This is a genomic window from Haladaptatus sp. AB618, from assembly GCF_024136965.1.
GTDB lineage: Archaea > Halobacteriota > Halobacteria > Halobacteriales > Haladaptataceae > Haladaptatus.
Genome location: NZ_JAMYJX010000001.1, coordinates 98,520 through 122,631 on the forward strand (window position 1 = coordinate 98,520; position 24,112 = coordinate 122,631).

The 24,112-nt window shown below is 60.3% G+C and carries 22 protein-coding genes and 2 tRNA genes; 11 read left to right on the top strand and 13 right to left on the bottom strand.

Going from position 1 to position 24,112, the window contains the following annotated elements:
* Nucleotides 1-56: 56 nt before the first annotated feature.
* Nucleotides 57-290, top strand: coding sequence for a hypothetical protein (locus NKF26_RS00540; protein WP_223301715.1), 234 nt, complete (start codon nucleotides 57-59; stop codon nucleotides 288-290).
* A 94-nt stretch (nucleotides 291-384) separates the two neighbouring features.
* Here NKF26_RS00540 and NKF26_RS00545 read toward each other — a convergent pair.
* Nucleotides 385-457, bottom strand: a tRNA-Pro gene (locus NKF26_RS00545).
* 51 nt (nucleotides 458-508) lie between these two features.
* Entirely contained in the window at nucleotides 509-2,563 is a 2,055-nt protein-coding gene (locus NKF26_RS00550; protein WP_253224802.1) for a DEAD/DEAH box helicase, read from the bottom strand.
* Nucleotides 2,564-2,803: 240 nt separating this feature from the next.
* On the opposite strand from NKF26_RS00550, the gene NKF26_RS00555 reads away from it, so the two are divergent.
* Nucleotides 2,804-2,980 carry a hypothetical protein gene (locus tag NKF26_RS00555; protein WP_253224803.1) on the top strand — a complete coding sequence of 59 codons (177 nt, stop codon included), beginning with the start codon at nucleotides 2,804-2,806 and terminating at the stop codon, nucleotides 2,978-2,980.
* A 12-nt stretch (nucleotides 2,981-2,992) separates the two neighbouring features.
* Here NKF26_RS00555 and NKF26_RS00560 read toward each other — a convergent pair whose 3' ends face one another.
* Entirely contained in the window at nucleotides 2,993-3,355 is a 363-nt protein-coding gene (locus tag NKF26_RS00560) for a cupin domain-containing protein (protein ID WP_253224804.1), read from the bottom strand.
* Nucleotides 3,356-3,379: 24 nt separating this feature from the next.
* A complete protein-coding gene (locus tag NKF26_RS00565) occupies nucleotides 3,380-4,591 on the bottom strand; it encodes a transposase (protein WP_253224805.1) in 1,212 nt (403 codons plus the stop codon).
* 95 nt (nucleotides 4,592-4,686) lie between these two features.
* Here NKF26_RS00565 and NKF26_RS00570 point away from each other — a divergent pair, with 95 nt between their 5' ends.
* Nucleotides 4,687-5,853 carry a M50 family metallopeptidase gene (locus NKF26_RS00570; protein ID WP_253224806.1) on the top strand — a complete coding sequence of 389 codons (1,167 nt, stop codon included), beginning with the start codon at nucleotides 4,687-4,689 and terminating at the stop codon, nucleotides 5,851-5,853.
* Nucleotides 5,854-5,919: 66 nt separating this feature from the next.
* The gene (locus tag NKF26_RS00575) at nucleotides 5,920-6,600 is read left to right on the top strand and encodes an SOS response-associated peptidase (RefSeq protein WP_253224807.1); all 681 of its coding nucleotides are present in this window, start codon (nucleotides 5,920-5,922) and stop codon (nucleotides 6,598-6,600) included.
* Between the two features lie 31 nt (nucleotides 6,601-6,631).
* On the opposite strand, the gene NKF26_RS00580 is transcribed toward NKF26_RS00575, so the two are convergent.
* The 4 genes from NKF26_RS00580 to NKF26_RS00595 are packed head-to-tail and all read right to left on the bottom strand — an operon-like array spanning nucleotide 6,632 to nucleotide 9,253.
* Complete coding sequence (locus NKF26_RS00580; protein ID WP_253224808.1) at nucleotides 6,632-7,381, bottom strand: hypothetical protein; 750 nt, start codon at nucleotides 7,379-7,381, stop codon at nucleotides 6,632-6,634.
* 44 nt (nucleotides 7,382-7,425) lie between these two features.
* Nucleotides 7,426-8,214, bottom strand: a complete 789-nt coding sequence (locus NKF26_RS00585; RefSeq protein ID WP_253233891.1) for a hypothetical protein — start codon at nucleotides 8,212-8,214, stop codon at nucleotides 7,426-7,428.
* Nucleotides 8,211-8,558 carry a hypothetical protein gene (locus NKF26_RS00590; RefSeq protein WP_253224810.1) on the bottom strand — a complete coding sequence of 116 codons (348 nt, stop codon included), beginning with the start codon at nucleotides 8,556-8,558 and terminating at the stop codon, nucleotides 8,211-8,213. Before NKF26_RS00590 ends, NKF26_RS00585 begins: the two co-directional genes overlap by 4 nt.
* Nucleotides 8,555-9,253 carry a hypothetical protein gene (locus NKF26_RS00595; RefSeq protein WP_253233892.1) on the bottom strand — a complete coding sequence of 233 codons (699 nt, stop codon included), beginning with the start codon at nucleotides 9,251-9,253 and terminating at the stop codon, nucleotides 8,555-8,557. The genes NKF26_RS00590 and NKF26_RS00595 overlap by 4 nt, the downstream gene beginning before the upstream one ends.
* A 301-nt stretch (nucleotides 9,254-9,554) precedes the next feature.
* On the opposite strand from NKF26_RS00595, the gene NKF26_RS00600 reads away from it, so the two are divergent.
* Nucleotides 9,555-11,018 (top strand): glycosyltransferase, encoded by a 1,464-nt coding sequence (locus NKF26_RS00600; RefSeq protein ID WP_253224812.1) that lies wholly within the window; start codon nucleotides 9,555-9,557, stop codon nucleotides 11,016-11,018.
* Here NKF26_RS00600 and NKF26_RS00605 read toward each other — a convergent pair.
* Complete coding sequence (locus NKF26_RS00605) at nucleotides 11,015-11,821, bottom strand: ZIP family metal transporter (protein ID WP_253224813.1); 807 nt, start codon at nucleotides 11,819-11,821, stop codon at nucleotides 11,015-11,017. The two genes, NKF26_RS00600 and NKF26_RS00605, sit on opposite strands and share 4 nt — an antisense overlap.
* 247 nt (nucleotides 11,822-12,068) lie before the next feature.
* Between NKF26_RS00605 and NKF26_RS00610 the strand changes: the two genes are divergently transcribed.
* Nucleotides 12,069-12,308, top strand: a complete 240-nt coding sequence (locus NKF26_RS00610; RefSeq protein ID WP_253224814.1) for an amphi-Trp domain-containing protein — start codon at nucleotides 12,069-12,071, stop codon at nucleotides 12,306-12,308.
* 69 nt (nucleotides 12,309-12,377) lie between these two features.
* On the opposite strand, the gene NKF26_RS00615 is transcribed toward NKF26_RS00610, so the two are convergent.
* Nucleotides 12,378-12,450: transfer RNA gene (locus NKF26_RS00615), tRNA-His, on the bottom strand.
* An 85-nt stretch (nucleotides 12,451-12,535) separates the two neighbouring features.
* The gene (locus NKF26_RS00620; RefSeq protein ID WP_253224815.1) at nucleotides 12,536-12,943 is read right to left on the bottom strand and encodes a hypothetical protein; all 408 of its coding nucleotides are present in this window, start codon (nucleotides 12,941-12,943) and stop codon (nucleotides 12,536-12,538) included.
* A 274-nt stretch (nucleotides 12,944-13,217) separates the two neighbouring features.
* On the opposite strand from NKF26_RS00620, the gene NKF26_RS00625 reads away from it, so the two are divergent.
* Entirely contained in the window at nucleotides 13,218-14,261 is a 1,044-nt protein-coding gene (locus NKF26_RS00625; protein WP_253224816.1) for an ATPase domain-containing protein, read from the top strand.
* A gap of 69 nt (nucleotides 14,262-14,330) precedes the next feature.
* Here the strand turns inward: NKF26_RS00625 and NKF26_RS00630 are convergent, their stop codons facing one another.
* Nucleotides 14,331-16,670, bottom strand: a complete 2,340-nt coding sequence (locus tag NKF26_RS00630; RefSeq protein WP_253224817.1) for a hypothetical protein — start codon at nucleotides 16,668-16,670, stop codon at nucleotides 14,331-14,333.
* A gap of 227 nt (nucleotides 16,671-16,897) precedes the next feature.
* Between NKF26_RS00630 and NKF26_RS00635 the strand changes: the two genes are divergently transcribed.
* From NKF26_RS00635 to NKF26_RS00650, 4 genes are all read left to right on the top strand, one after another.
* Nucleotides 16,898-18,574, top strand: a complete 1,677-nt coding sequence (locus NKF26_RS00635; RefSeq protein ID WP_253224818.1) for a PQQ-binding-like beta-propeller repeat protein — start codon at nucleotides 16,898-16,900, stop codon at nucleotides 18,572-18,574.
* Between the two features lie 292 nt (nucleotides 18,575-18,866).
* The gene (locus NKF26_RS00640) at nucleotides 18,867-20,051 is read left to right on the top strand and encodes an aspartate kinase (RefSeq protein WP_253224819.1); all 1,185 of its coding nucleotides are present in this window, start codon (nucleotides 18,867-18,869) and stop codon (nucleotides 20,049-20,051) included.
* 265 nt (nucleotides 20,052-20,316) lie between these two features.
* The gene (locus NKF26_RS00645; RefSeq protein WP_253224820.1) at nucleotides 20,317-21,783 is read left to right on the top strand and encodes an ATP-binding protein; all 1,467 of its coding nucleotides are present in this window, start codon (nucleotides 20,317-20,319) and stop codon (nucleotides 21,781-21,783) included.
* A 61-nt stretch (nucleotides 21,784-21,844) separates the two neighbouring features.
* Entirely contained in the window at nucleotides 21,845-23,185 is a 1,341-nt protein-coding gene (locus NKF26_RS00650) for a glutamate-1-semialdehyde 2,1-aminomutase (protein ID WP_253224821.1), read from the top strand.
* 38 nt (nucleotides 23,186-23,223) lie between these two features.
* On the opposite strand, the gene NKF26_RS00655 is transcribed toward NKF26_RS00650, so the two are convergent.
* Entirely contained in the window at nucleotides 23,224-23,544 is a 321-nt protein-coding gene (locus NKF26_RS00655) for an NUDIX domain-containing protein (RefSeq protein WP_369682120.1), read from the bottom strand.
* Nucleotides 23,545-24,112: the final 568 nt, after the last annotated feature.

Sequence of the window (24,112 nt, forward strand, 5' to 3'; positions counted from 1 at the left end):
AGAACACCCGACTTTCATAAACAACTTGCATGTGCAACCACACGTGGCACCTCCCCATGAACGCAACCCCCACAGGCATGTTTGGACCACTCGGACCACTCACTGTCGGCAAGAAGGCCGCCAAGTTCGGTTATCGTCGCTTCGGTAAGAAAGGTGCCGTCGTGTTCGGTATCGGTGCCGTCGGCGGCTATCTCGTCCTCAGAAAGAAGGTCAAATCGATGCTGAAAGGAGAAGTGACTGATTCCAGTTCATCCGGCGAACAGACTGGAAAGAGCGAAGGGACAGCATAAGCTTCAACTCTTTTTCTTGCATCCCTCGCGGCGTTGCCGTTCGCATCGAGGCGCTTTGCGCCTCGCAGTCGCTCACGGTATAGCCGTCCAAGAATGGGATCGCCCGGATTTGAACCGGGGTTATCGGCACCCAAGGCCGAAAGGATACCAAGCTACCCCACGATCCCGTACCTTTCAGTAGCGCACTCCCCCTGTAAAGCGTTTCGTTTGGCTTTCGATTATTCGTCCTCGCCGAACAGTTCGAGGTCGGCGACGATTTCGAACGGTTCCTTGTCCTTTCGGATACCGTCGAGGATTTTGAACGCCTCGTCGGGCGCGAGGAAGTGACTCGTGATGACCCGTCCGAGGTGGGTCGGCGAGAAGCCGTGGATGAACTCGTATTCGAGCAGTTTGCCGAGCGCGTGCTTCGTCGGGACGTCGCCGATCATCCGGTCGTTCAGACGCTTCGCGGCCTTCCCGCCGACCGTGATGTTCGCCAGCGTCTCCTCGATCGCGGAACTCTCGTCGTAGAGCGTGTGTACGTCCTCCATCTCGCCCTTGAGGAGCTTGAACGCCACCTCGTCCTCGGACATCTCCATGCTGTTGTGATAGCTCCCGTCCGGTTCCACGAGGACGTAAACTTTCCCGCGGTCGTGATAGTCCGGTCGCCCCGCACGGCCGAGCATCTGGTGGAACTCCTGGACGGTGAGCCACTCGATTCCCATCGCCAACGAGTCGAAGATGACCTGCGAGGCCGGGAAGTCGACCCCGGCGGCGAGTGCGGCCGTCGTAACGACCGCCGCGAGGTCCTGCTCCGCGAACATGCGTTCGACCTTCTTGCGCCGTCCGTAATCCAGTCCGGCGTGGTACGGCGCGGAGTTGTACTCCAACTTTCTGGAAATCTCGTGACAGCGCCGCCGCGAGTTGGTGAAGATGATGGTCTGGCCGCGATACCCCTGTGAGGATTCACGGTCGAACTCGCGCTTGACGAGTTTGTTCTCCGTGACCGGTTTCTCCTGCCCGCTGGCGAACGTGACGTGGCGCTCCAGCGCGACCGGGCGCTCCTCGAACTCGACCAAGTTCGCTCGCAACCCCTGGGCCAAATCCTTTGGATTCCCCACGGTTGCGGAGAGATACACCCACTGTGCGCCGTCGTAGTCGTCGTGCTGTTCGGCTCGTTCCTCGCAGTAGTATTTCAGCCGCGAGATGAGGCCGTCGAGACGGTGACCGCGCTCCTGCTCTTGCAAGGTATGGACTTCGTCGATCACCACGGTTCCGATGTCGCCCAGGTTCCGTCCGGTGCGGAGCGCGTGGTCGATTCCCTCGTAGGTTCCGACGATGATGTCCGCGCTCGGGTCGAAGTGGTTGCCGTCGTCACGCACCCGACTCGCACCGACGCGGATGGTGACGTTGGCGAGGTCGCCGTACTCCTCCTTGAAGTCCTCGTGCTTCTGGTTCGCCAGCGCGACGAGGGGAACGAGAAAGAGCATTTTGCCTTTCCCGTTCAGCATGCGGTCGAGCCCCGTCATCTCGCCGACGAGCGTCTTTCCGGTCGCCGTCGCGCTGACGACGAGTTGGTCGTCCCCGTCGAGGAGGCCGTTCTGTACCGCGAGGCTCTGGACGGGGAGCAGGGTATCGAATCGCGATTCGAGCAGGTTCTGGATGCCGGGGTGGAGGCTGAGCGAATCGGTCCGCTCCAGTTCGATGTCCTCGACGTTCGCGCTTATCTCGTCGAACTTCGTCAGGTCCGGGTCGAGTCGTCCTTTGAGCAGGTTCGTAATCCGTTTCAGGTCCTGTACTTCCAGCAGGAGGTCTTCGAGTCGGTCCTGTGCGGCACCGGTCAGGTTCCCCCTGAACGAGAGTTCCCGCTCCAGTTCGCGGGTCGCACAGTCGGGACAGATGTACTCGTCGCCCGTATCGATGGCCGTCTCGCCGTTGATCGGCGAATAGCGTCCTTTGTTGGCACACAACCGACACGTCCGCACCGCCTTCGCGTCCAGTTGGTAGCCGTCGAGCATTTCCTTCAGTTCGTTCCGGGCTTCGGACGAGGTCTGTTGTGAGATTCGGATTCGGTTCGCGTTTCGCGCGAGTTCGACGAACTCGTCGGGACTGCGCGGCTTTTCGCTCGATCCGTCCTTCAACAGAAACCGGGCGGGCCGTGGCCCCGCATCCGTCTCCTTCAGTTCGAGGATGGCGCGGAACTGTCGCTCACCGTCCCGTCGGGCGACCACCTGATAGCCCCTGTCCGTCTCGTGGCAGAAGAGCGTCTCCACCTGCTGGGCCTGCTTCGACACGAGACATGCTACACACCGGAGCTATTTCAGCGATTCGAACGACACGGCGACACACGATCGAAAAATCGCCGTGATAGACCGTGGCATCACTCGAAGAAACGTGACCCTACCGACCTTCAATCGGACAATAACGGCACTGTAACGTCGTTATTCGCTCAATACCGTTTCACAACCGGCTCATAACAAAGCCGGTCCGACCGGTAGCCGTGGACAGAGCGCAGTAGCGCTGCAAGGTAGCATATGAAAGGCACGCAAGAAGAAGAACTCCCACGGCGTTTCGACGAGGACGTTGTCCTCGAAATCGAAGACGGTTCCGACCGAAAGCGACCGCTCGTTCGAATGACCGATACACAGCAAGACGCCGCGTGGGTATCGGCGTCCATCGACGCCGTTATCTCTCTCTCCGAATATCGTTAAACGAGTTTATCGTTAGACGAGTTGAATCTCGTCGTCCCCGTTCGGCACCGCACAGATGAACGCACCGGGTTCGTCGCTCTCGTTTCGATACCAGTGAACTACTTCCGCCGGAATCAACAGTGAATCCCCTGCGCTGACTTCGTACTCCTCGTCACCGATGCCGACGACGTACTCGCCTTCCAGCACGAACTGTTCGTGTTCGACTTCGTTCGTGTGTTCGGGCACGGTCGCGCCGGGTTCGAGCGTGAACCGCCGGATGGCGAAGTTCGGCGCGTCCTGTTCCTCGCCGATGAGCACTCCTTTCGCCATGCCGTCGGCGGCCCCGACGGGTTCGTAGTCGATGTCGTCCGCGTTTCGCACGATAGGTTCGGACATACTCGCCCGTTCGAAGGCGATGGGCTAAGGTTTTTGCACCGCTTCCAGTTCCTCGTTCGACACGAACTCGCCGTCGGGCGTCACTCGACCGGATGCCAGCGCACAGTATTTCGCGCCGACGCCCCGTGAGGAGAGCGGGCCGCGTCGGATGCAGCGGAAGCCGACGTTCTTCGCCGCGTTGTAATCGTCGTTGGCCTCGTTGCCGCATTTCAGACACTCGAACCGGTTGTTCTCCACGTCCCGATTCTGTGGGTGTGTGAATCCGCACGACGTACAACGCTGACTCGTGTATTCGGGATTCACCTGTACGACCGTGGTGTCCCGCTCGGCCGCTCGATACGCGACGAACTCGAACAGCCGTTCGAACGTCCGGCGATGGAACCGAGTCGCCTTCTCCAGCGTCTCCTGTGTCCCTTCGAGTTCGCCGAACGCGATGACCGAACAACCGTGTTCCTCGGCTTCAGAGACGATACCGCCCGCGACCTCGTGGAGTTCGTTCCGGGCAAAATTCTGCATGCGTTCGCTGGCCCGTCTGAGCGTTCGTCGTGCGCTTCGGGTGTCCGTCTCGCGTAGATCGGCACGGAGGTCGGCGAACTCGGCGTGTCGGTGGGCGAGTTCCCCACCCGAGAAAAAGCGCGCCGTGCTCGTCACGGCGAGATTTTCGACGCCGAGGGAAACGCCGAGGACGGTCGAGTCCTCCGTCGGCAGTTCGACTTCGGGACGCGGGCGTCGGAAGCCGAGATGCAAATCGAAGTTCCCGTCGCGGTAGTGAAGCGTGCTCTTCGCCGGTTCCCATCGATCGTCGTTCAGATACTGCGACTGGTAGCTTCCCTCCGGCATCACGAGGCGACAGCGAACCCGGTCGCCGGTCGTGGTCAGACTGATGTTTCCGTCGTCGAACAGCGTCAACGTCCGACTGTCGTAGACGACGGTCGGGCTGGTGAACTCCGGCTTCTCCGCGTCGTCACCGCGCTCGAGCGCGCGCTTGATGGCTTCGGCGGCGCGGTGGGTGGCGAGGACGGCGTGCTGGCTTCCCAGCTCGGTACGCTCACGCAACGGTTCGTACGCCAGTTGCTGGACTTCGTTCCGCGTGTGACAGACCCCCCACGCGAAGTTGACCGCGATCTGGCACCCGCGTTTCCACTCGCGCACCATCGACAGCAGTCGCTCGTGGTCGTCTGCCTCGACCGCGAGGCGCGTTACCGCCGTTCGCCTGAAATACTCGGAACCGCTCACGCTCTTTTCTCCCCAGAGCGCCCCCTTGAATACTTCGGGACGTCTCTCCCCGCTCCGAGACGAAGTTTAAGGCGTCTCAGATGCAATATTCCCCCATGAGAAGTTTCAAAATCGGGAGCGCGTTCGGCATTCCGATACAACTCGACCTCACTTTCCTGCTCATCCTCCCCATATTCGCGTGGCTCATCGGAACGCAGGTTTCGTACTGGGTCACCATCCTGAACGACCTCTGGAGCCTCGGATTAACCGCCGCCCCGCTCTCGTCGGGAATGATGCCGTGGTATCTCGGCGTCGCCGCTGCGATCGGTCTGTTCGCGGGCGTCATCCTCCACGAACTCGGCCACTCCGTCGTTTCGATGCACTACGGCTATCCCATCGACTCCATCACGCTGTGGATCTTCGGCGGCATCGCGCGGCTCACCGACCAACCGGAGGAGTGGTCCGAGGAGTTCTTCATCGCCATCGCCGGTCCGGTCGTCAGTATCATCCTCGGCGTTCTCTCGTTTGCCGCGCTCTTCGCCGTCCCCTCGGGCTTCGATGCCGTTCGGTTCGTCCTCGGCTACCTCGCGCTAATGAATATCGTCCTCGCCGCCTTCAACCTGCTTCCCGGGTTTCCGATGGACGGCGGACGCGTCCTGCGCGCGCTCCTCGCGCGAACGCGCCCGTTCGCACAAGCGACGCAAATCGCCGCCGAGGTCGGCAAACTGTTCGCCATCCTGTTGGGCATATTCGGCCTGTTCGGCGGGAATATCATCCTCATCGGTATCGCGTTCTTCATCTACATCGGCGCGACCAGCGAGGCTCAACAGTCGGTGCTCTCGGCGACGTTCCGCAACGTTCGGGTTCGTGACGTGATGACGACCGCGGACGACCTGCACACGGTTTCGCCGGACACGTCCATCGCCGAACTCCTCGAAACGATGTTCCGTCAGCGCCACACCGGCTACCCGGTCATCGAGAACGGCGAACTCGTCGGCATGATAACGCTGGACGATGCCCGGAGCGTGCAGCAAGTCGAGCGCGACGCCTACACGGTTCGGGACGTGATGTCTACCGACGTGAAGACGATTCCCGCGGATAGCGACGCGATGGACGCGTTCGAAACGATCCAGCAGAACAACATCGGTCGGCTTCCCGTCATCGATAGCGACGGCGACGTGGCCGGAATCATCTCTCGAACGGACCTGATGACCGCGTTCAACATCATCAACAAGAGCGGGCGTTCGGAGGACGAGTTCGCCCTCCGCGAACAGCCATCGTAGGCTTCGAATCCCCGCTGAACACTGTTTGCCGTCGCGTTTATCCCCGTTCCTCGCCGAGTAGTAGGTATGTGTGGACGCCTTTCGCTCTTCGCGCCGCAGGACGAACTCGAAGACCGGTTCGATGCCACGCCGGTCCGGGAAATCCGTCCGCGGTACAACGTCGCGCCGGGGCAGGAACACCCCGTCGTCCGCAACGACGCGCCCGAGGAAATCAGCTTCCCGACGTGGGGATTGGTTCCCCACTGGGCCGACGAGTTCGGCGGCGGACACATCAACGCCCGCGCCGAGACGCTTTCGGACAAGCCGAGCTTCCGCGACGCCTACCGCGAACGTCGGTGTCTCGTTCTCGCCGACGGCTTCTACGACTGGAAGAAGACGCCGACTGGAAAGCAACCGTATCGAATGACCAGAACGGACGGAAAGCCGTTCGCGATGGCTGGATTGTGGGAAAATTGGAAAGACGGTGACGACAAAACTTCGTTCACCGTCGTTACCACGGAACCCAACGATGTCGTCGGCGAAATCCACCATCGCATGCCCGTCATTCTCGCACCCGAGGAGGAGACGACGTGGCTCGACGGCGACGAGGACGAACGACGATCCGTGCTAAATCCCTTCCCGGCCCGAAAAATGCGCTCCTATCCGGTCTCCACGACGGTCAACAACCCGGCCAACGACTCGCCGGACATCGTGGAGGAAGTCGTCGCCGATGAGGACGCACAGACGGGATTCGGGGATTTCGCCTAATCGAGCCGAAAAACCCGCGATTCGGTCGAAATCAGTTCTTTCCCCGCACCGTCGAATGTCGCTTTCGACTGTCCATGTCCGACCGGGAGGACGGCATCGTGGAGTACATGTCCGTCGCACCGCCTCCACCGGGGTCACCGTCGTCCTCTTCATCCTCCGCTTCGTCGGCATCGTCCTCCGCTTCCTCATCATCCCCTTTGAGCCTGCCGAACAGGGAACTGAACTCCTCGACGGCGTCCTCGGTCGAGAGGAACTCTCCGTTTTCCACATCCTCGTGTTCACTACCTTCTTCGTCCTCACTCCCTTCCTCGTTGGCTCCCACGTCGCCCTCGTTTTCCGTCTCGTCCGAACTTCCCAGCGAGAATACCGACGACAGCAGGTCGCTCACGCTCCTGCTGCCGTCGTCCTTCGTTCCATCCCCGCCGATACGTTCGAGGCGATCGAGTCGCTCTTCCGCGTCGAGGTTCGACCATTCGTCCGAGAGGTCGGCCATCTCCAACAGGTGTCGAAGCGAGAGCACTGCGTCGGCGTCGGCGTCCTGCATCAGCATCGGGAGGTCCGCTGGCGTCACGTCCGCCGAGTCGTGCTCGAATCCGGACGCCGTGAGCAGTTCGCCGAGCGATGCATCGGACACCGCTTCGGCGACTGCATCGGTACGCTCGCGAACGGATTCGGCCGTTTCATTCGGTAACTCGTCGCCGTCGGCGGCGTCGAGCGCCGACCGGATCTCCTCCATCCCGTCTTCGAGGCGTCGTTCGAGGTCTGGGTCGTCGTTTGTCATCGTTTCAGTGGGCGTTCGTGGGGTATCTTCGGTCGCAGTGCGTTTTATTCCTCATCGCCGGTGCCGTTCTCGTTCGCTCCTTCTCCTTCTTCGCCATCCTCCGCGTCCGCCGCTTCGTCTTCCTCCCCGTCGTTGAACTGCTCGACGATGGCATCGACCATCTCGTCGCGGCCTAGATTGGCCTTCACGTCGACTTCCTTCGCGACGGACTGCAGTTCGGAGTAGTCCATCGTTTCGAGGAGTTCCCGGTAGGTCTCCTCCCGAATGGCTTGCACGTCGTCCGGGTTCAAATCGACATCGGCGGCATCGGTACCTCCCTCGTCGGACTCCTTTTCATCGGATTTCTTTTCGTCGGACTCCTTTTCATCGGATTTCTTTTCGTCGGACTCCTTTTCGTCGGACTCCCCGTCTTCGTCTTCACCCTCGCCGAGCGACTCCACCACTTCCTCGGTGGTCTCCTTCGCATCGTCCAGCGTTTCGGTCGATTCCCGCTTTTCGACGTACTCGCGAAGCGAACTCTCGATAGGGTCCCGAAACTGCGGCTTGCGCAGCGTCTTGCCGAGGGCCACGACGAACGCGCTGGCGAGACGGCCGAGCAGTGACGGGTTCTCGTCATCGCTTCCCTGAAACGGTAGCTTGGAGAGAAGCTGACCGGCCGCGACGCGGCCGAGTTTGCGGCCCGCGAGCGCGCCGACGGATTCGCCGAACGACCGCCCCAGCGATTGCCCGTCGACTTGGTCGCCGACGCTCTCGCCTTTCACCAGCGAACCGACGTCGACCTGGTCGGACAGTTCGTCGGTGATCGCTTCTTTCGGGTCGGGTGTGTCGCTCATTCGGTCTCACCACCGTCGTCCGCGTCGTCTTCGCTTTCGCTCTCGGATTCATCGCTCGTTTCGTCCCCGGCTTCATCGTGCTCTTCAGTATCGGTCTCCTCGCCGTCGTCCGCTTCGCTCTCGGATGGGGTATCGAGGAGCGAGTCCAGCAGCAGACCGCCGAGAACCCCGCCGAGCCACGCACCGAGGTTGCGGCCGACGAATTCCCCGATAGTCGAACCCAGCGACTCGACGGAGGCGTCGTCTGCCACCCCAGCATCGAGCGACGTGTCCGCGAACACCTCGTCCATATCGATGTTCCGGATGGCATCGCCGACGTCGAGCGACGAACTCTCGTCGCTCATGCTCCGGACTCGTCCCCGGACTCCTCCTCGGAGTCGTCGCCGAACATCTGATCGACGATTTCCTTGAGGAGCGTCGTGAGCAGTTCGTCGAGCGGGATGTCGGACAGCGCGTCGCGTATCGACTCACCGGCCGACTCCATCGCCGACGAAACGCGACCCGAACCGTCCTCGGAGTCCTCGTCGGAGTCCTCGTCGCCGCCGAGTAGCCCCCCGAAGAGGCTCCCGCCGATCAGGTTCTCCAGCAACCCGCCCGAGCCACCGCCGAGCAGGTTCCCGACGCCGGAGAGCAAGTTCCCCAACAACCGACCGGGACCGCTGACCGCGGAGACGTCCAACTCGACTTCGTTGAGGTCCACTTCGAGACCGAGGAGGTCGAGAAACAGCCCTTCGAGGTCGAGATACAACACCGTCGTCCCATCGTCCTCCCGATAGCCGTACTCTCCGTTCTCCCCGTCCCCTTCCGAGTCGCCTTCGTCCCCTTCTCCGTTCCCCTGTGATTCTTCCGTCCCCTCCTGTGACTCCTCGGACTGCTCTTCGCTCCCCTCCGACGATTCCTCTTCGTTTCCTTCTTCGGTCGTTTCCTCGCTTTCTTCCTCCTCCCCACCGTCGGTCAACAATCGCCCTTCGTTCCGGGCGTGCTCGTTGGCGTCTTCGTCGGCACGGAAAGTGTCATCCTGATCGGCTGTTTCTGTCATGGTAACCAACGTAAATTGAATCCCGATGGTTTTACTAAGCCATTCTGGCCTTTCGCCGAGGGGTTCGGACGCTCTCTGGCGGTTTTAGGTGCAAATTCGAACGCTCTCAGAATGGTATATTCACTCGCTATTTGGATAAATAAACACGAGTCCTAACCTTGGCCGGAATGTTCCTCGAATTCCCCTCTCGTTCTGCGTTTCTCCGAACGAGCGCGCTCGCTTCGGTAATTCAGATTGACAGATTCCGAACAAAACTCGTTTACGGTGTGCTGTCATCTCACATACTGCCCTGGCGGTACCAATGATTCAGCTCATCGACATCGACGTAGAACACACGATGGCGGAGTACGCGACGGATACGGTGCTGCGAAATTCCGTCGAAGCGATGCAAAACGCGGTCACCGACGACGTCGCCGCGCTCGACGGTCGCACCGTTTGGATGGTGAATTCGACGGCAAGCGGTGGGGGTGTGGCGGAGATGATGCCGAAACTGGTCAGCCTGTCCCGTGCGCTCGGTGTCGATGCGAAGTGGGCGGTCATCGACGTTGACGAGCCCGTATTCTTCGAGTTCACGAAGGGGATTCACAACCTGCTCCACGGTGCGGGTAACCCCGAACTCGTGGACCACGAACGGGAGGTTTACGAGGCGACGAGTCGGTCGGTGGCCGACGAACTCGCGGATCGTATCGCTCCGAACGACGTCCTCGTCGTTCACGACCCACAACCGCTCGCGGCGGGTGCGATGGTCGTCGAAGAACTCGACGTTCCCGCCGTCTGGCGCTGTCACATCGGATCCGAGGAGCACTCGGAGAAATCACGGACTGCATGGGAGTTCTTGAAGCCGTGGATCAGCGACTACGATCGCACCGTCTTCACGCTTCCAGCGTACGTTCCCGACTTTCTGGCAACCGATGCGGACATCATTCCTCCCGCAATAGACCCGTTCAGCGCGAAAAACCGCCGTATGAAGCCCCAAGAAGTCGCCACCGTGCTGGCACGGGCGGACCTCATCGACACCGGTCACCCGGTCGAGCAGTTCGGCCAACCCGCCCGGCGATTGCAGGCCGACGGCTCGTTCGCTCCCGCGACGGAACCGGCCGATATCGGCTTGCTCTTCCGTCCGACCATCTGCCAGATTTCGCGATGGGACAGCCTCAAAGGGTTCGTCCCGCTGCTGCGTGGCTTCGCCGAACTGAAGCGCGACGCCCGGTCGGCGGCCGACTCCTCCCGCTCGGACGACCATCGGGAGCGAATCGAGAACGCACGACTCCTCCTCGTCGGTCCCGACCCGTCGTCGGTCGCCGACGACCCGGAAGGGCGGACGGCGCTCGAAAACTTGGAGGAGGAGTGGCTCGCCCTCGATCCCGAACTACGGGACGATGCCGCCGTCATCGTCATGCCGCCCGACCAGCACGAGAGCGCGCTCGTCATCAACGCCCTCCAGCGGTGCTCGACGGTCGTCGCCCAGAACTCGCTCCAGGAGGGATTCGGTCTCACGGTGACGGAAGCCATGTGGAAGCGGGCGGTACTGATGGGTTCCGATACCGGTGGCATCACCGCACAAATCCGTGACGGCAAGGACGGTCGGTTGGTGCCGGATTCCGGCGACCCGGCATCGGTCGCCGAAACGCTCGATTCGGTGCTCGAAGCCGCCGACAAATGGGACGACTGGTCGTACAGCGCCCAGCGGCACGTCACGGACAACTACCTCGTGTTCGAGCAGGTGACCCGTTGGTTGGAAACCCTCGGACTGCTCGTCCGTTAGAGGACGAACAGCAGCGGGATGAACACGACGAATCCGACGATGACGCCAGCCGACAGGTACCACGTCGGGTTCGAGAGGCTTTCACCGGCCTCCAGTCCTTCCGGCAGTACGTCGCCGATGACGAGGTACAGCATCGATCCTGCCGCGAATCCGTATCCGAACCCGAGGAACTGCTGTGCCAATCGGACGAAGTAGAACGCGATGACTGCCCCGATTGGCTGTGGAAGACTCGTGAAGAACGCGGCTCCCCACATGCGTCCGTTTCCGATACTGTCCACGTCGTTTATCGGAATCGCGGTCGCCAACCCTTCCGGGAAGTTGTGAATCGCCAGTGATCCCGTGATGGCGATGGCAACGAGGGGAACGGTAAACCCGAGGATGTGAATCCCGCCCGTGTGATTGAGTTCGGCGAAGGAGACGCCGATGGCGAGTCCCTCCGGGAAACTGTGGACGAACAGGACCAGCAGGATGTTGAGGATGGTCTGGAAATCCCCCTGCGCGATGTCTTCCGGTTGGAAATCCGGTCCGTAGTGGTCCACCACGTAGTGTGCGAAAATCACGAGGAGGATTCCACAGGCGATGCCCGCACCGACGAGCAGCCACCCGCTGTTTTTCTTGTACGCTTCGAACAGCAGTCCGAACACCGACGCGGACGCCATCAATCCGCCAGCGAACCCCCAGAGGCCAACGTCGAGCTTGTCCCCGATATCATCGACCCAAAACAACGGAACTGCCCCGAGACTCGTCCCGAACGCCGCGACCAGTCCTGCGACGAAGACGAGTACGTACGGTCCCCAGTTCATGTATATTCGTTTGAACTACGCACTTGTAGGGCTTTCTGCCGTTTTTGGCCGACCTAAGATTTCTACCGGGTGATTAGGGATTTTCGATGATTGGATTTGTTTGGTTGGCCGAAAAATCGGACGCAGTATCCTGGATAGGAAGATTCCGAATCGAGAGGCCGTGAGACCCGTGATATCGGACATTCGGAGAATGGCAGAACTTCTTGCCCACAACGGCTATCTGAGATGGTTGAGTACGTCTTTTGCGATGTCCGAAAAAACGCTCCACGAGGAAAAGCTGTCGCGCAAAGAAGCCGCAGACCGACTGGAGGCCATCGCGGACCAACTCCGTGGCAAGGATGAGGCCAACGTGGACGTCGGCAACAAGACCGTCACGCTCTCGCCACGGAAGAAGATTGGCTACGAAATCGGAATTCGGGAATCCTCGTCCGTCCTCCGTGGTGACCGCGAGACGGTCACGATAAAATTGGATTGGAAGCCGAAATAGCTGGACTTCGTGTCTCACGGCTGGTTCCGAACTCGAAACCAGTCACTCACGGTCTGATGTTCGCAAAAGGTCCAGGTGCGAGAATCGAACCCGCGTCCCAGCCTCCACAAGGCTGGAGGATAGTCCACTACCCCAACCCGGACACGCATATCGAGGTAAACGGGAGAGATTAAAATACGTTTCGGAAAGGGGGCCGCGTATGGTGGTTTCTGACGTGTTACTCGTACTCACTCTCGTTCGGTCGTCGGATTCTCCAGTCGAAATCGACGGGTACGGTGGCCGTCGAACCACGGACCGGGTTCGGTTTCCTCGAACCCGACCGCCTCGGCGACGGCGATGGTGTCGGATACGGTTTCGGGTTCGGGGAGCAGGATTTCGACCGGCATGGTTTCCCGCTCCGCGAAGCGTATCGGTTCGTCGAGGAGGCGTTCACAGGCCGATTCCTCACCGAAGAGATGGGTAACGTGGACCGTCTTCTCGTCGGCTTCGTATCCGACGAAGCCGACGATGTCCCCGTCCGATTCTGCCACGCGGACCGTCCGGTCGTGAACCACGTCGGCCATCACATCGGTCGGAACGTCGGCTAGTGCGGCGAGGCGGCCCCCGTCAGCCTCCACTGCGTCTCGGACGTTCATGTTGGATAGTTTCCGTCCCTCACATTAAACCCTTCAGCCGAACGCCCCCCATCTCCGGACGAACGACACCGGTCGCTGGTCGAACGGATCGTGGTCGGTGTACCATCGTCAATGCGTATTTCGTTCCTTGTGGTCCGTAATACGGAGCCTGACTCTCGTAATGTTTGATTACTGTATCCTATCCAATCTAAAAAACCCCTGGAGGGAACTGGATTTCCAATTCTCCCGTTCCGTTGGGCGTAGTTTCATCTCGCTCGGATGCTAACATGTGACTATGAGTGATGTATCCGGGAACGCCGACCGGAGACCGTGCGATTTCTGTCGCCTGCCGTGTCTCGACGAGACGGTAACGCTGGCCCACGGCGAGACGACCTACGAATTCTGTTCGGAGACGTGCCGGAACGAGATGGTAGCGAACGACCGCGTGTTCACCACCTATCACGGATTTCGTCAGATAACCACGGGTATCTCGGCGCTCGACGAGCATCTGCCGGAAGGGTTGCCACGCAACTCGTTCATCCTGCTGTCCGGGGAAGGTGGGACGCGCGACAACGCCATCGGGACCGAACTCGTCTGGCGGACGCTTCGGCGCGGTGAACCGGCAATCGTCGTCAGCTTCACCGAACCGCCGATTTCGGTCATCGAGCAGTTCCTCTCCTTGGAGTGGAACGTCCTTCCGTATCTCGAATCCGGACAGCTACACGTTCTCGACTGCTTCACCTACCGGGTCAGCGACCGCGACCGGATGTTCACCCGGATGGACGAGTGGAACCACTTCCTGCACCACGTCACTGCGCCCGTCACGACGACGGTTCGTGACCCGAGCGATACGAGCGAACTGCAAAACAAACTCGACAACTGTCTCGAATCGCTGTCGATGAGCGATACGGGTATCGTCGCAATCGACTCGCTGACCGAGTTCGGAACGCTCGTTCAGCCCGTCCAAGCGTACGACTTCGTCAAGGACATCCGCGCGGACGTCTGCAAAGGAAGGTTCGTCACCGTCTTTGCGGGAGCGACGTTCGCAGGGGAAGAGAACGCGTTTCCGCACGACATGAGCTACGTCATCGACGGCCTCGTCGAGTTGCAGTTGAACGGATCGCTCGTCGACGACGTGCTCATCAAACGGATCCGTATCCGCAAAATGAACGGCGTGTTGACGATTCCCGAGTGGGTCGCCTACGAGTACACGAGCGGAGACGGGTTGATATCGTTCGACCCGATCGAGGAAATGGAATCGGCCGAGGAAGCCATCGAATCCGACGAACAACCGAGTTCAGATCGGAACGCTCGGTCGGAATCAGACGCTGCCGAGTGAACGGTGACAGGTTCGCCGTCGAGTTTCAGTGATGTAGCGTGATCTACAGGTGGAGCAGGCCGAGACGGTTCACACGGACCCTTCGAAGACGGCGTATCCGACCGTCTCGGGAACGTGACCCGTTTCCGTATCGGCGCTCTCCTCCTCTTCGATCTTCACCTCGACACCGTTCCCAGTGAGGTTTCGATACCGAAGTTCCGCGGTGTCGCCGCCGTTGAACGTCTGCATATCGGCGTAGAACAACGGCGAATCGTACCTGTTGCCGAAGGATATCCGTTGCCACTCCTCGGTAATCCCCTCATCGGTTTGCCGTACTTCGAACACCCGTCCGTCGATCCGCCCGGACCTCCGTTGGAGCGCGATGTACCCGACCGTCTCGCTCACGTGCCCGTCTTGGCCCTCTTCCTCCTGAAGTCTCACTCCGAACGAGTTGCCGGTGATTTTCGACAGCCGTGAGATGACCGGGTCGGAACCGTTGGCAGTCTGTGGCTGTGCAAATACGACCGGTGCCGCCCCCCCGAAGAAATCTCCCATCGAAACGGTCGTCTTCGCGTCGGAAACCTCCGCTTGTCCGCCTTTTACCTTGAACGATTTGCCGTTGTCCAGTTGCAACACCTGTTCGTTCGTCCCTGCCGAAAGCGAATGGAACGTTTCACTGATATGCGATCCATCGAGGTATTCCCACTCTTCGAGTTTGTATTCGAAATTCCCATCCGCCACGTTTCGGAGACGGACGTGCGCCGGGTTCCCGCCGTCGTATGACAGCGGTTTCGCGACGACGACGCCACTCGGTTGTACGGCCGAGGTGGCCTGTTGCCACTGGTCTACGCTTTCCTGTTTTCCGCTGGTTATCGCTTTCGTCAACAGCGGTACTTCGCTGCCGGGGGTGTACGGTTCCCCATCGACCGTCCACACCGCGGGTCCACTCGACTCGGTCGAAACGATACCGCCGGTCACGTAGAACGAGTGGATCTTTCCCGCCGGAACTGTTCCAGTAGCGACCGACGAATTCCCCGGCCTGCTCGGCCCGCCGTCTTCCCCCCAAGACATGGTCAACGTCGAACCTTCGTTGCCTGCGGGGAGGGCGTTCTCTCCGGCCGTAATCCGATACGTCGTTGGCGAGTCCTTGCCCGTATTGTCGATGCGAACGAGTTGCGCGGATTGCAGCGGAACGGTCCCGAGCGCCGGTGGATCGGGCAACGGCGGCGTCGTATTCGGTTCGTCGGGATTCCCGTTGATGGTCATCCGGTTGCTAATGTAGGTCGAGTTGGTCTGTGGACCGGACCCACCGAGAACGCCGGACACCGTTCCCCATTCGTCCGGTGCTTGGCCGATGTATATCGCGTACTCGCTGTTGTGGTCGTTGCGTACTTGGACGTCTTTGAACTCCAGATATTCGAGATTTGCCGGTGTCCCATCGGACATCTGGCTATCGTACGTGTAGATGGCGTCGTGGTTCTTCGTCGATTCGTAGCTGATTCGGACGTCGTCTACGACGATCCGTTGACACGTGACCTGTCCCGTGATCGGTCCGCCACAACTCGGCGACTGGTAGCGGTGATAGAAATCACAATCCGCGATGGTGAGCGTTCCGTCGTAACTGTTGATCCCCTCCGACGAATTCGCGGGAACGTTGGCCTCGGAGCTCACGCCGCGTTGGAGAGAGCCACCCGACCACGCCGACCGTGGATGTTGTCCGTCCTTGATGGAGACGCAGTTTCTCACTTCCGTGTTCCCCCCGAGGCGGAGACCGTTTTGCGTGTTGCGGACGAAGCAGTTCAGGATTTTGAGTTTTCCTTCGGGTTTCTTCGCGTAAATCGTGTTCTCTCCCCACAGCTCGAACCAACAACGGTTGAACGTGAGCGCCCCCTTCCCGGATTCGACGAGTATCGCACGCCGGTTGCTCGCCTCGTCCGCGGCACACGCCCCCTCGTTGAAATAGCAGTCTTGCAGGAGCCCGCGTTTTCCGTCCGCGGAGGATAATCGGAAGTACGTGCGTGCGTCGCTCGAATCGTTCGATCCGACGTTGGTATCGGTGGCCGCCCGCACTTTTCCACGGGTAATGAGTCGTCTGAGTTCCCAGTTACCCGAATTGGAGTTCATGCGGATGAACGGTGGAATCGGCGTGTTCCGCATATCGAGTTCGAATCCGTCGAGGACGAACCCGTTCGAGTACACGTCGAACCAACGGGTGTTGTCGCTCGAAACACCGGGAACGAGTCGCGCACCGTTCGGCGCGATGAGTTCGAGGTTGTTGGTCCCTGACTCGATGGTAATCCCGTTGAGCTTGTAGGTTCCCGATGGGAAGACGATCGTCGTATTGCTGCCGACGAGGTCGCCTAGAATCGGATCGATGGCCGTGTTTCCGTTTTTGTCTGCCCCCTGATCGACGATATTGTAGGTCGGCATCAGATCCCCTCTCCCAGCAGAACTTCGAGGATTGCCCCCCAGACAGTCGGACGTCGGTTCCGATCGAGTCGGTCGAGCAGTCGTGCGTCTTCGTTTCTGATTTCTCCTCTCACCATACTTCGCATAAGCACTATCGAATCTATTGTTATACTCTGCCTGAAGATGGAATATACTGTTCAGGGGCCTCATAACAATTTGTGCGATTATTGAATTAACGTTCGAGACAGATGCCTGGAGAATCCCACACGCGAACGGGAATCGACCGACGAACGATGTTGAAAACGATCGGTGCTACGGTGGGTGTCGCGGCGTTCGGAGGATACGCCTCCGCCGGGGGCGGTGGTTCCGAAATTCGACCGTACCAATGGACCGGACCTCGCTCTGGACCCAGTCGAACGGGAACGACCGAAGACGACGGTCCGACACCGTACGCCACACTCGATTGGAAGATGGATTTGGACGGCAGTATGTTCCACGTCGAGCCGATCGTTACCGACGAACTGGTGTATCTCGCCGTTACATCGGACAACACGCCCGGAGAGACCACCGGATATCTCGGCGCATACGACCTCGAAACCGGCGAGCGACGGTGGAAACGAACCGATATTCCGAGTCCGAAGCCACCCACGACCGATGGCGACAAGGTGTACGTGGCGACGAAGAACTTCGAAACCTCGAACTCGGGTGATGGGGGGATGTACGCGCTCGATGTTACGTCCGGGGAGACGGTGTGGACACGGACGGACCACGACGTGTGGTCTCCTCCCATCGTGACCGATGACCGGATATTCAGCTCGAACCGACACGGGACGTACGCGTTCGACCCCGACACCGGGAATACCGTCTGGCAAACTGCTGGCGTCTCCGGGTTGTCGGAGGAGGTCGGTGATGCACTAAGTTACATCGACGAAACCCTTTTCCTGAGCGATGGAACGGCGTTGGACGCCGCAGACGGGTCGATGGAATGGCGTGTATCCCCGGACGACACGACGCTCGGCAACCCGTCGGCAACCGAACAAATGGTCTATTTCTCCCAAACCAACTATCTCACCGGAGACGACGACAGCGTGGAGATACAAGCCCGGTCGCCGGACTCCGGACGGCTGGAGTGGAACTACGAGTCGTCGGAACAGAACCGGTGGGACGGACGCCCCGTCATCACCGACGAGCACGTGATATTCGTCGATACTTCCGAGGATTCCACCCTGAAAGCACTCGACAGGATGACGGGGGAGACGGCGTGGACGACGGACATGGTGGGAAAATCCTTCAGCAACCCGGTCGTGGGCAACGGAACGGTGTATCTCGGCGGGAACATCTCCGAACTGGGTATCATACACGCTATCGATGATTCGACCGGCGAGTTACAGTGGACGTACCCGCTCGACAGCACTGACCTCCAAACGTCGCCCGAAAACCCCCCCGCCGCCGGGGTACCCGTGATTTCGAACGGCAAACTGTACGTTGCGACGTATCCCGCCGGTGCGACGCTCGACTACGAGTACACGTACTTCTCGAACTTCTTCGTGCTGGGGTCGTCCGACCTGCAACCGGACGGGAGTTCCGGACTTCCGGACGGCAACGAACCGGACGGCGGGGACGACACCCCCGACAACCCAGACGAGGAAACCGAGTCCCCATCGTTGGATGCGTATATCGAAGTCACGCCGAGTCCCGACTCGACCGACCTCGACGGTGGCGACGTCCTCCAACTCGATGCGTCCGCTTCGACGGGGAGCGAACTTCGGTTCGAGTGGGATGTCGACGGGGATGGTGCGTACGAGAAAGGGGGACGTTCGATTCACGTGTCCCTTCCCTCCTGTGGGTCGCTGTCGATCACGGTTCGCGTCACGGACGGGGATGGCGAGACGGACACGGCGAGCGTTTCGATGGCGGCGAACTGATTCACGACGCGCCGCACCGATTTATGTTTTAGGCCAACCTAAAAATCGAAACTCCTTTATCGAATTAGACGAGCCTGAAAACATGGTTCGTGATCGTACAGAGCACCAGAGACCGACACAGGGAAATTCCCTCACGCGCAGCGGCGAATCGTGCGCTGACTGTGCCGCCCGTCGTGATCACCCCTCCCGTCATGTCAAAGGAGTAACTGGCAGAAATGCTTGACATGCAAGCAGTTATCTGCCCACCGTGGCTATGCCCGCGCATGAATAACCGACCACAAGAGGTGGTTCGGTGCGTGTAGTCGCCAAGTTCGGAGGCACCAGCCTCGGAAGCGGAGACCGCATCAACCGTGCCGCAGACTCAGTCGCAGCAGCCGTCGAAGCAGGACACGAAATCGCCGTCGTCGCCAGCGCGATGGGTAACACGACCGACGAACTGCTCGACGAAATCCACTTCGACGCGGACGAACCGGACCGCGCAGAGATCGTCAGCATGGGCGAGCGCACGAGCGTCCGAATGCTCAAAGCCGCCCTGTCCGCGCGCGGCGTGAACGCCATCTTCCTCGAACCCGGAAGCGAGCAGTGGCCGGTCATCACCAACACGCGCGGAGAGGTCAACGTAGAGGAGACGAAAGCGCGCGCCGCCGAACTCGCGGCGGAGATGGACGGAGTCGTCCCGATCATCACGGGCTTCCTCGCGGAGAACGAGGAAGGAGGCGTGACGACGCTCGGACGCGGTGGCAGCGACACGACGGCCGTGATGCTCGGCACGTACATGGACGCCGACGAAGTCGTCATCGTCACCGACGTGGAAGGCGTCATGACCGGCGATCCGAGCGTCGTGGAAGGCGCGCGGAACGTCGGCGAGATTACGGTGGACGAACTTCGAAACCTCTCGTTCCGCGGGGCCGAGGTCGTCGCGCCATCGGCGCTCTCGTACAAGGACGACAACCTTCACGTCCGCGTCGTCCACTACCAGCACGGCGACCTGCTGGCCGGCGGGACGAACGTCACCGGCCAGTTCGAGAACCTCATCGACATGCGCGAGTCGCCGCTCGCCTGCATGACCCTGGCGGGGCGTGCGATCCGAAACCGTCCGGGTATCCTCGCCGACCTCTCCACCGCGCTCGGTACCGGTAACATCAACATCGACGCCGTGGCGAGCGGCATGGACAGCATCACGTTCTACGTGGACACCGAGGAAGCGGAACGCGCCGAGAACATCCTCCATCAGGAGGTCATCGACGAGGAATCGCTCTCCAGCGTGACGGTCGACGACCCGATCGCCGTGATTCGGGTGACGGGCGGCGAACTCCCCAACGAACCGGGAATCATCCACGAACTCGTTAATCCCATCGCGGAAGCGCACATCAACATCCACGACCTCATCACCAGCGCGACCAGCGTCGCCCTGTTCGTGGACTGGGACGACCGCGAACGGACGCTGGAAATCCTCCAAAATCATTTCCAGCAGTAGGTCAGCAGTAGGAACGAGTTCGAAGTCGTTCCCACCTGACCCCATCCGCCTACCGTATTCCATCCGCTTACCGTATCCCATTCGTGTTCACGACATGCACACGAGTATCGACCGACAGCAATCGTCCGACAGCACGTATTTTCATCCGATTGTGAATCCGTAAATCCCGTCAATTGGGGATAGATTGCGCCAAACCGCCCGATATTTCGTCTTATCGACGTGCATACCACAACGGTAATTACCCAGTTCCATCACACTTCTCACAATGGTGCTCGAATCGTGGTCCATCTCCGGCCGCGCAGGGCGACGTCTCATCGCGGTCCTCGGAGGGTTGTACGTCGTTGCCGGTCTCGGAATGCCATTTTCGCCGTTTTCCCACGATTGGACAGCCGGTATCGTCTCGATATTCCTCCTCCTCGTCGTCGGCCCGGGGCTCATCCTCCTCTACGCCAGCTATCGATTGCCCCGAACCGAGGTTCGTCCCGACCTCTTCGGCTCCGTCGCCAAGTGGTGTCTCAGCGGCATCGTCGTGATGCTCGCTATCGTCGCACTCATCGCGCTCCTCATCGACCTCATGCGGCCGGGTAACATCCTCATCCTCACGGCGCTCGCCAGCGTCTCGGGTCTCGGAATGGGATTCACCGATGCGCGGGCCGAAACCCGCGCGCTCAACGCCGAGGAACAACGGCTCGAAGCCGAACGGTACAGCAAGGAACTGAAACGCTACGAGACCATCGTCGAAACCATCAACGACGGTATCTTCGTCATCGACGAGGACGACCGTTTCACGCTGGTCAACGAAACCTACGCCGAGATGGTCGGCTACGACCGCGAGGAACTCCTCGGCACCCACACGTCGCTGGTCGTCGAAAAGGGAATCGACGACCTTCCGATCGATGCCCAACGCGAACTTCTCAGGGACCGTGGCGGGAAGAAGACGTACGATGCCGTTCTGAAAACCTCGTCCGAGGAACTACTCGAAGTCGAAGCGACTGTCGGGGGACTTCCAGAAGGGGAGAACGCTCGACACGACCTCGCCGGTGTCGTCCGCGACGTGACCGAGCGAAACGAGCGCGAACAGCAACTCGAACGGCAGAACAAGCGCCTCGACAGCTTTGCGAGCATGATCGCCCACGAACTCCGCAATCCGTTGATGATCGGCCAGATGTACTGCAACGAGCTTCCGGCGGAGGCGGCTCCCCTGGCGGTCGAGTACATCACGGAATCGTTCGACCGCATCGAGGACATCATCGACGTGCTATTGGTCATCACGCAGGGTCACGAGGCGATTCCCGAGAGTACGCCGGTCGAACTCGCGGCCGTAGCGGAGAGCGCGTGGACGAAGGTGGAGTCGTCGAACGCGTCGCTCGACGTTCTCATCGACGCCACGATATCGGCGGACGAGACGTACCTCGAACACCTGCTTCGGAACCTGTTCGAAAACGCCATCGAACACGGGGGTACGGACGTGACCGTCACGGTCGGCGAGCTATCGACCGGATTTTACGTGGCCGACAACGGTATCGGAATCTCGGCCGAGGACAAAGAAACCGTGTTCGAGATGGGGTACACGACGGCGTCGGATTACGGTGGGATGGGTCTCGGATTGGCATTCGTTCGGGAACTGTCCGACGTGTACGGGTGGACTTGCTCGCTGACCGACAGCGAGACGGGCGGGGCGCAGTTCGAATTCTCCGACGTCACGAAAACGGCGGCGGCGAAGAACGAGTGAACGACAGTCTTCCGCGCACCTCTCGACACAAATTTTACGTGGGAGTCCGAACCGGCCGAACATGAACCGCGAGCGCTCTCGAAACCTGTACGACCGTGCGCTGTCAGTGACGCCGGGCGGCGTCAACTCGCCCGTTCGGGCCGTCAGACCGTATCCGTTCTTCGTGCAACGCGGCGACGGGGCACACGTCGTCGACGCGGACGGGAACAAGTACATCGACTACGTGATGGGCTACGGACCGCTGCTGCTGGGCCACGACATGCCCGACCCCGTGCAGTCGGCGGTGCAGTCCCAACTCGCCGACGGGCCGATGTACGGCGCACCGACGGAGGTCGAGGTGGAACTCGCGGAGTTCGTCACCCGGCACGTCCCGAGCGTCGAGATGATCCGTTTCGTCAACAGCGGGACGGAAGCGACTTCCTCGGCCGTGCGCCTCGCCCGCGGCTACACCGGCCGCGACAAAATCGTCGTCATGCAGGGCGGCTACCACGGCGCACAGGAATCGACGCTCGTGCAGGGCAACGCGGGAATGGCCTCGGAACCGAGTTCGAACGGGATTCCGGCGGCGTTCGCCGAGGAGACGATCACGCTCCCGTTCAACGACGCCGAAGCGGCGCGCGAACTGTTCGAAGAGAAGGGTGACGAAATCGCCTGTGTCCTCACCGAACCGCTTCTCGGCAACTGCGCCAGCGTCCCGCCGGTGGATGGCTATCTGGAGACCCTCCGCGAGTTGACCGAGGACCACGGCTCCCTCCTGATTTTCGACGAGGTGATGACCGGATTCCGTATCGGCGGGTTGCAGTGTGCACAGGGCAAGTTCGGCATCACGCCCGACCTGACGACGCTGGCGAAGGTCATCGGCGGCGGCTTCCCCGTCGGAGCCATCGGCGGCCGGGCCGAAATCATGGAGCAGTTCACGCCGACCGGCGACGTGTTCCAGGCGGGCACCTACTCCGGCCATCCGCTCTCGTTGACCGCCGGACTCGAAACCCTTCGCTATGCCGCGAAACACGACGTGTACGACCACCTCAGCGAACTGGGCGACCAACTTCGCTCGGGGCTGACCGACATCCTCGCGGACCGTGCGCCCGAGTACACCGTCGTCGGGATGGACAGCATGTTCAAGGTCATCTTCACCCGTGACGGGCCGCGCGACCTGTCGGGCCAGTGCGAAGCGGGATGCGTGCAGGACCCCGACTGTCCCCGGTTCGACTACTGCCCGAAGGACAAGGGCGACGTGAACCGCGCCGAGACCGAGCGCTGGGAACGCCTCTTCTGGCCCGCGATGCTCGACGAGGGCGTCTTCCTCACGGCCAACCAGTTCGAATCCCAGTTCCTCAGCTACGCTCACACCGAGGAGGACGTCGAGGCGACGCTGGAAGCGTACAAGGAAGCGTTGTAGCCCCAGGATACTTTCCCAATTTCCTATCGGTCAGAAGATTACTCACGGGTTTCACATCGGTAGACGAGCGTCACCATCGGATTCCCGGTCTCGGCATCCGTCCACCCACCGTACGCCGCATCGACCGGCGGTCCGATTCTGGCGTCTATGGCTAGTTCTTCCCGCAGTTCGCGGTACAGTTCCCCAACGAGCGTTCCCCCGTATTCGAACCGGCCACCCGGTGGCTCCCAGTGGTCTCCGGATCTCGTTACCAGCACGTTTCCGTCGGGCCCGAGGAGGATCGCTTTCTGGGTGATTTGCCCGACGTACTGCTCGCGATTATCAGTTATGTGACATTTACTACTCCTTGGAATTTCAATCTAATGCTCGATGGAATCAACTCAAAAAAGGTGAACGAATACTCTATAGTCTCACTATTATTGATGTGATTTGGAAACGCTGTCACCCGATTAATCATTCGAACAAATTTCGTGAAATTCTAGACCGCTTATTCTCGACGAAATAGTAGGACATCTCGCGTGATAATGTTGGACGAACAATTGGATATCCTCTCGGACGCTCGACGGCGCGACCTGTTGCTCGCTTTGTCGAACGAGACGCCACGGACTGTTCGGACGAATACGGCCGCTATTCAGCGAACCGAGGAACGACGACATGCGACACGGATGTATCACATACATCTCCCCAAACTGGAAGATTACGGGTATATAAATTGGAATACGGAAACCGAACGTGTGACGAAAGGACCGAAGTTTGCGGAAATAGAACCACTGCTCGAACTCGTAACCGAGTACGAGGAGGAATATCTGGATTCTGTCCCTCCCTGTGAATCCCTCTGACTGTTGATCACAGGTGTCACAGAGACAGCACGGAGCAACGATCGGTTGGGACCCTGTCGTACTCCGTGCCAACTACTTATTCGTACTA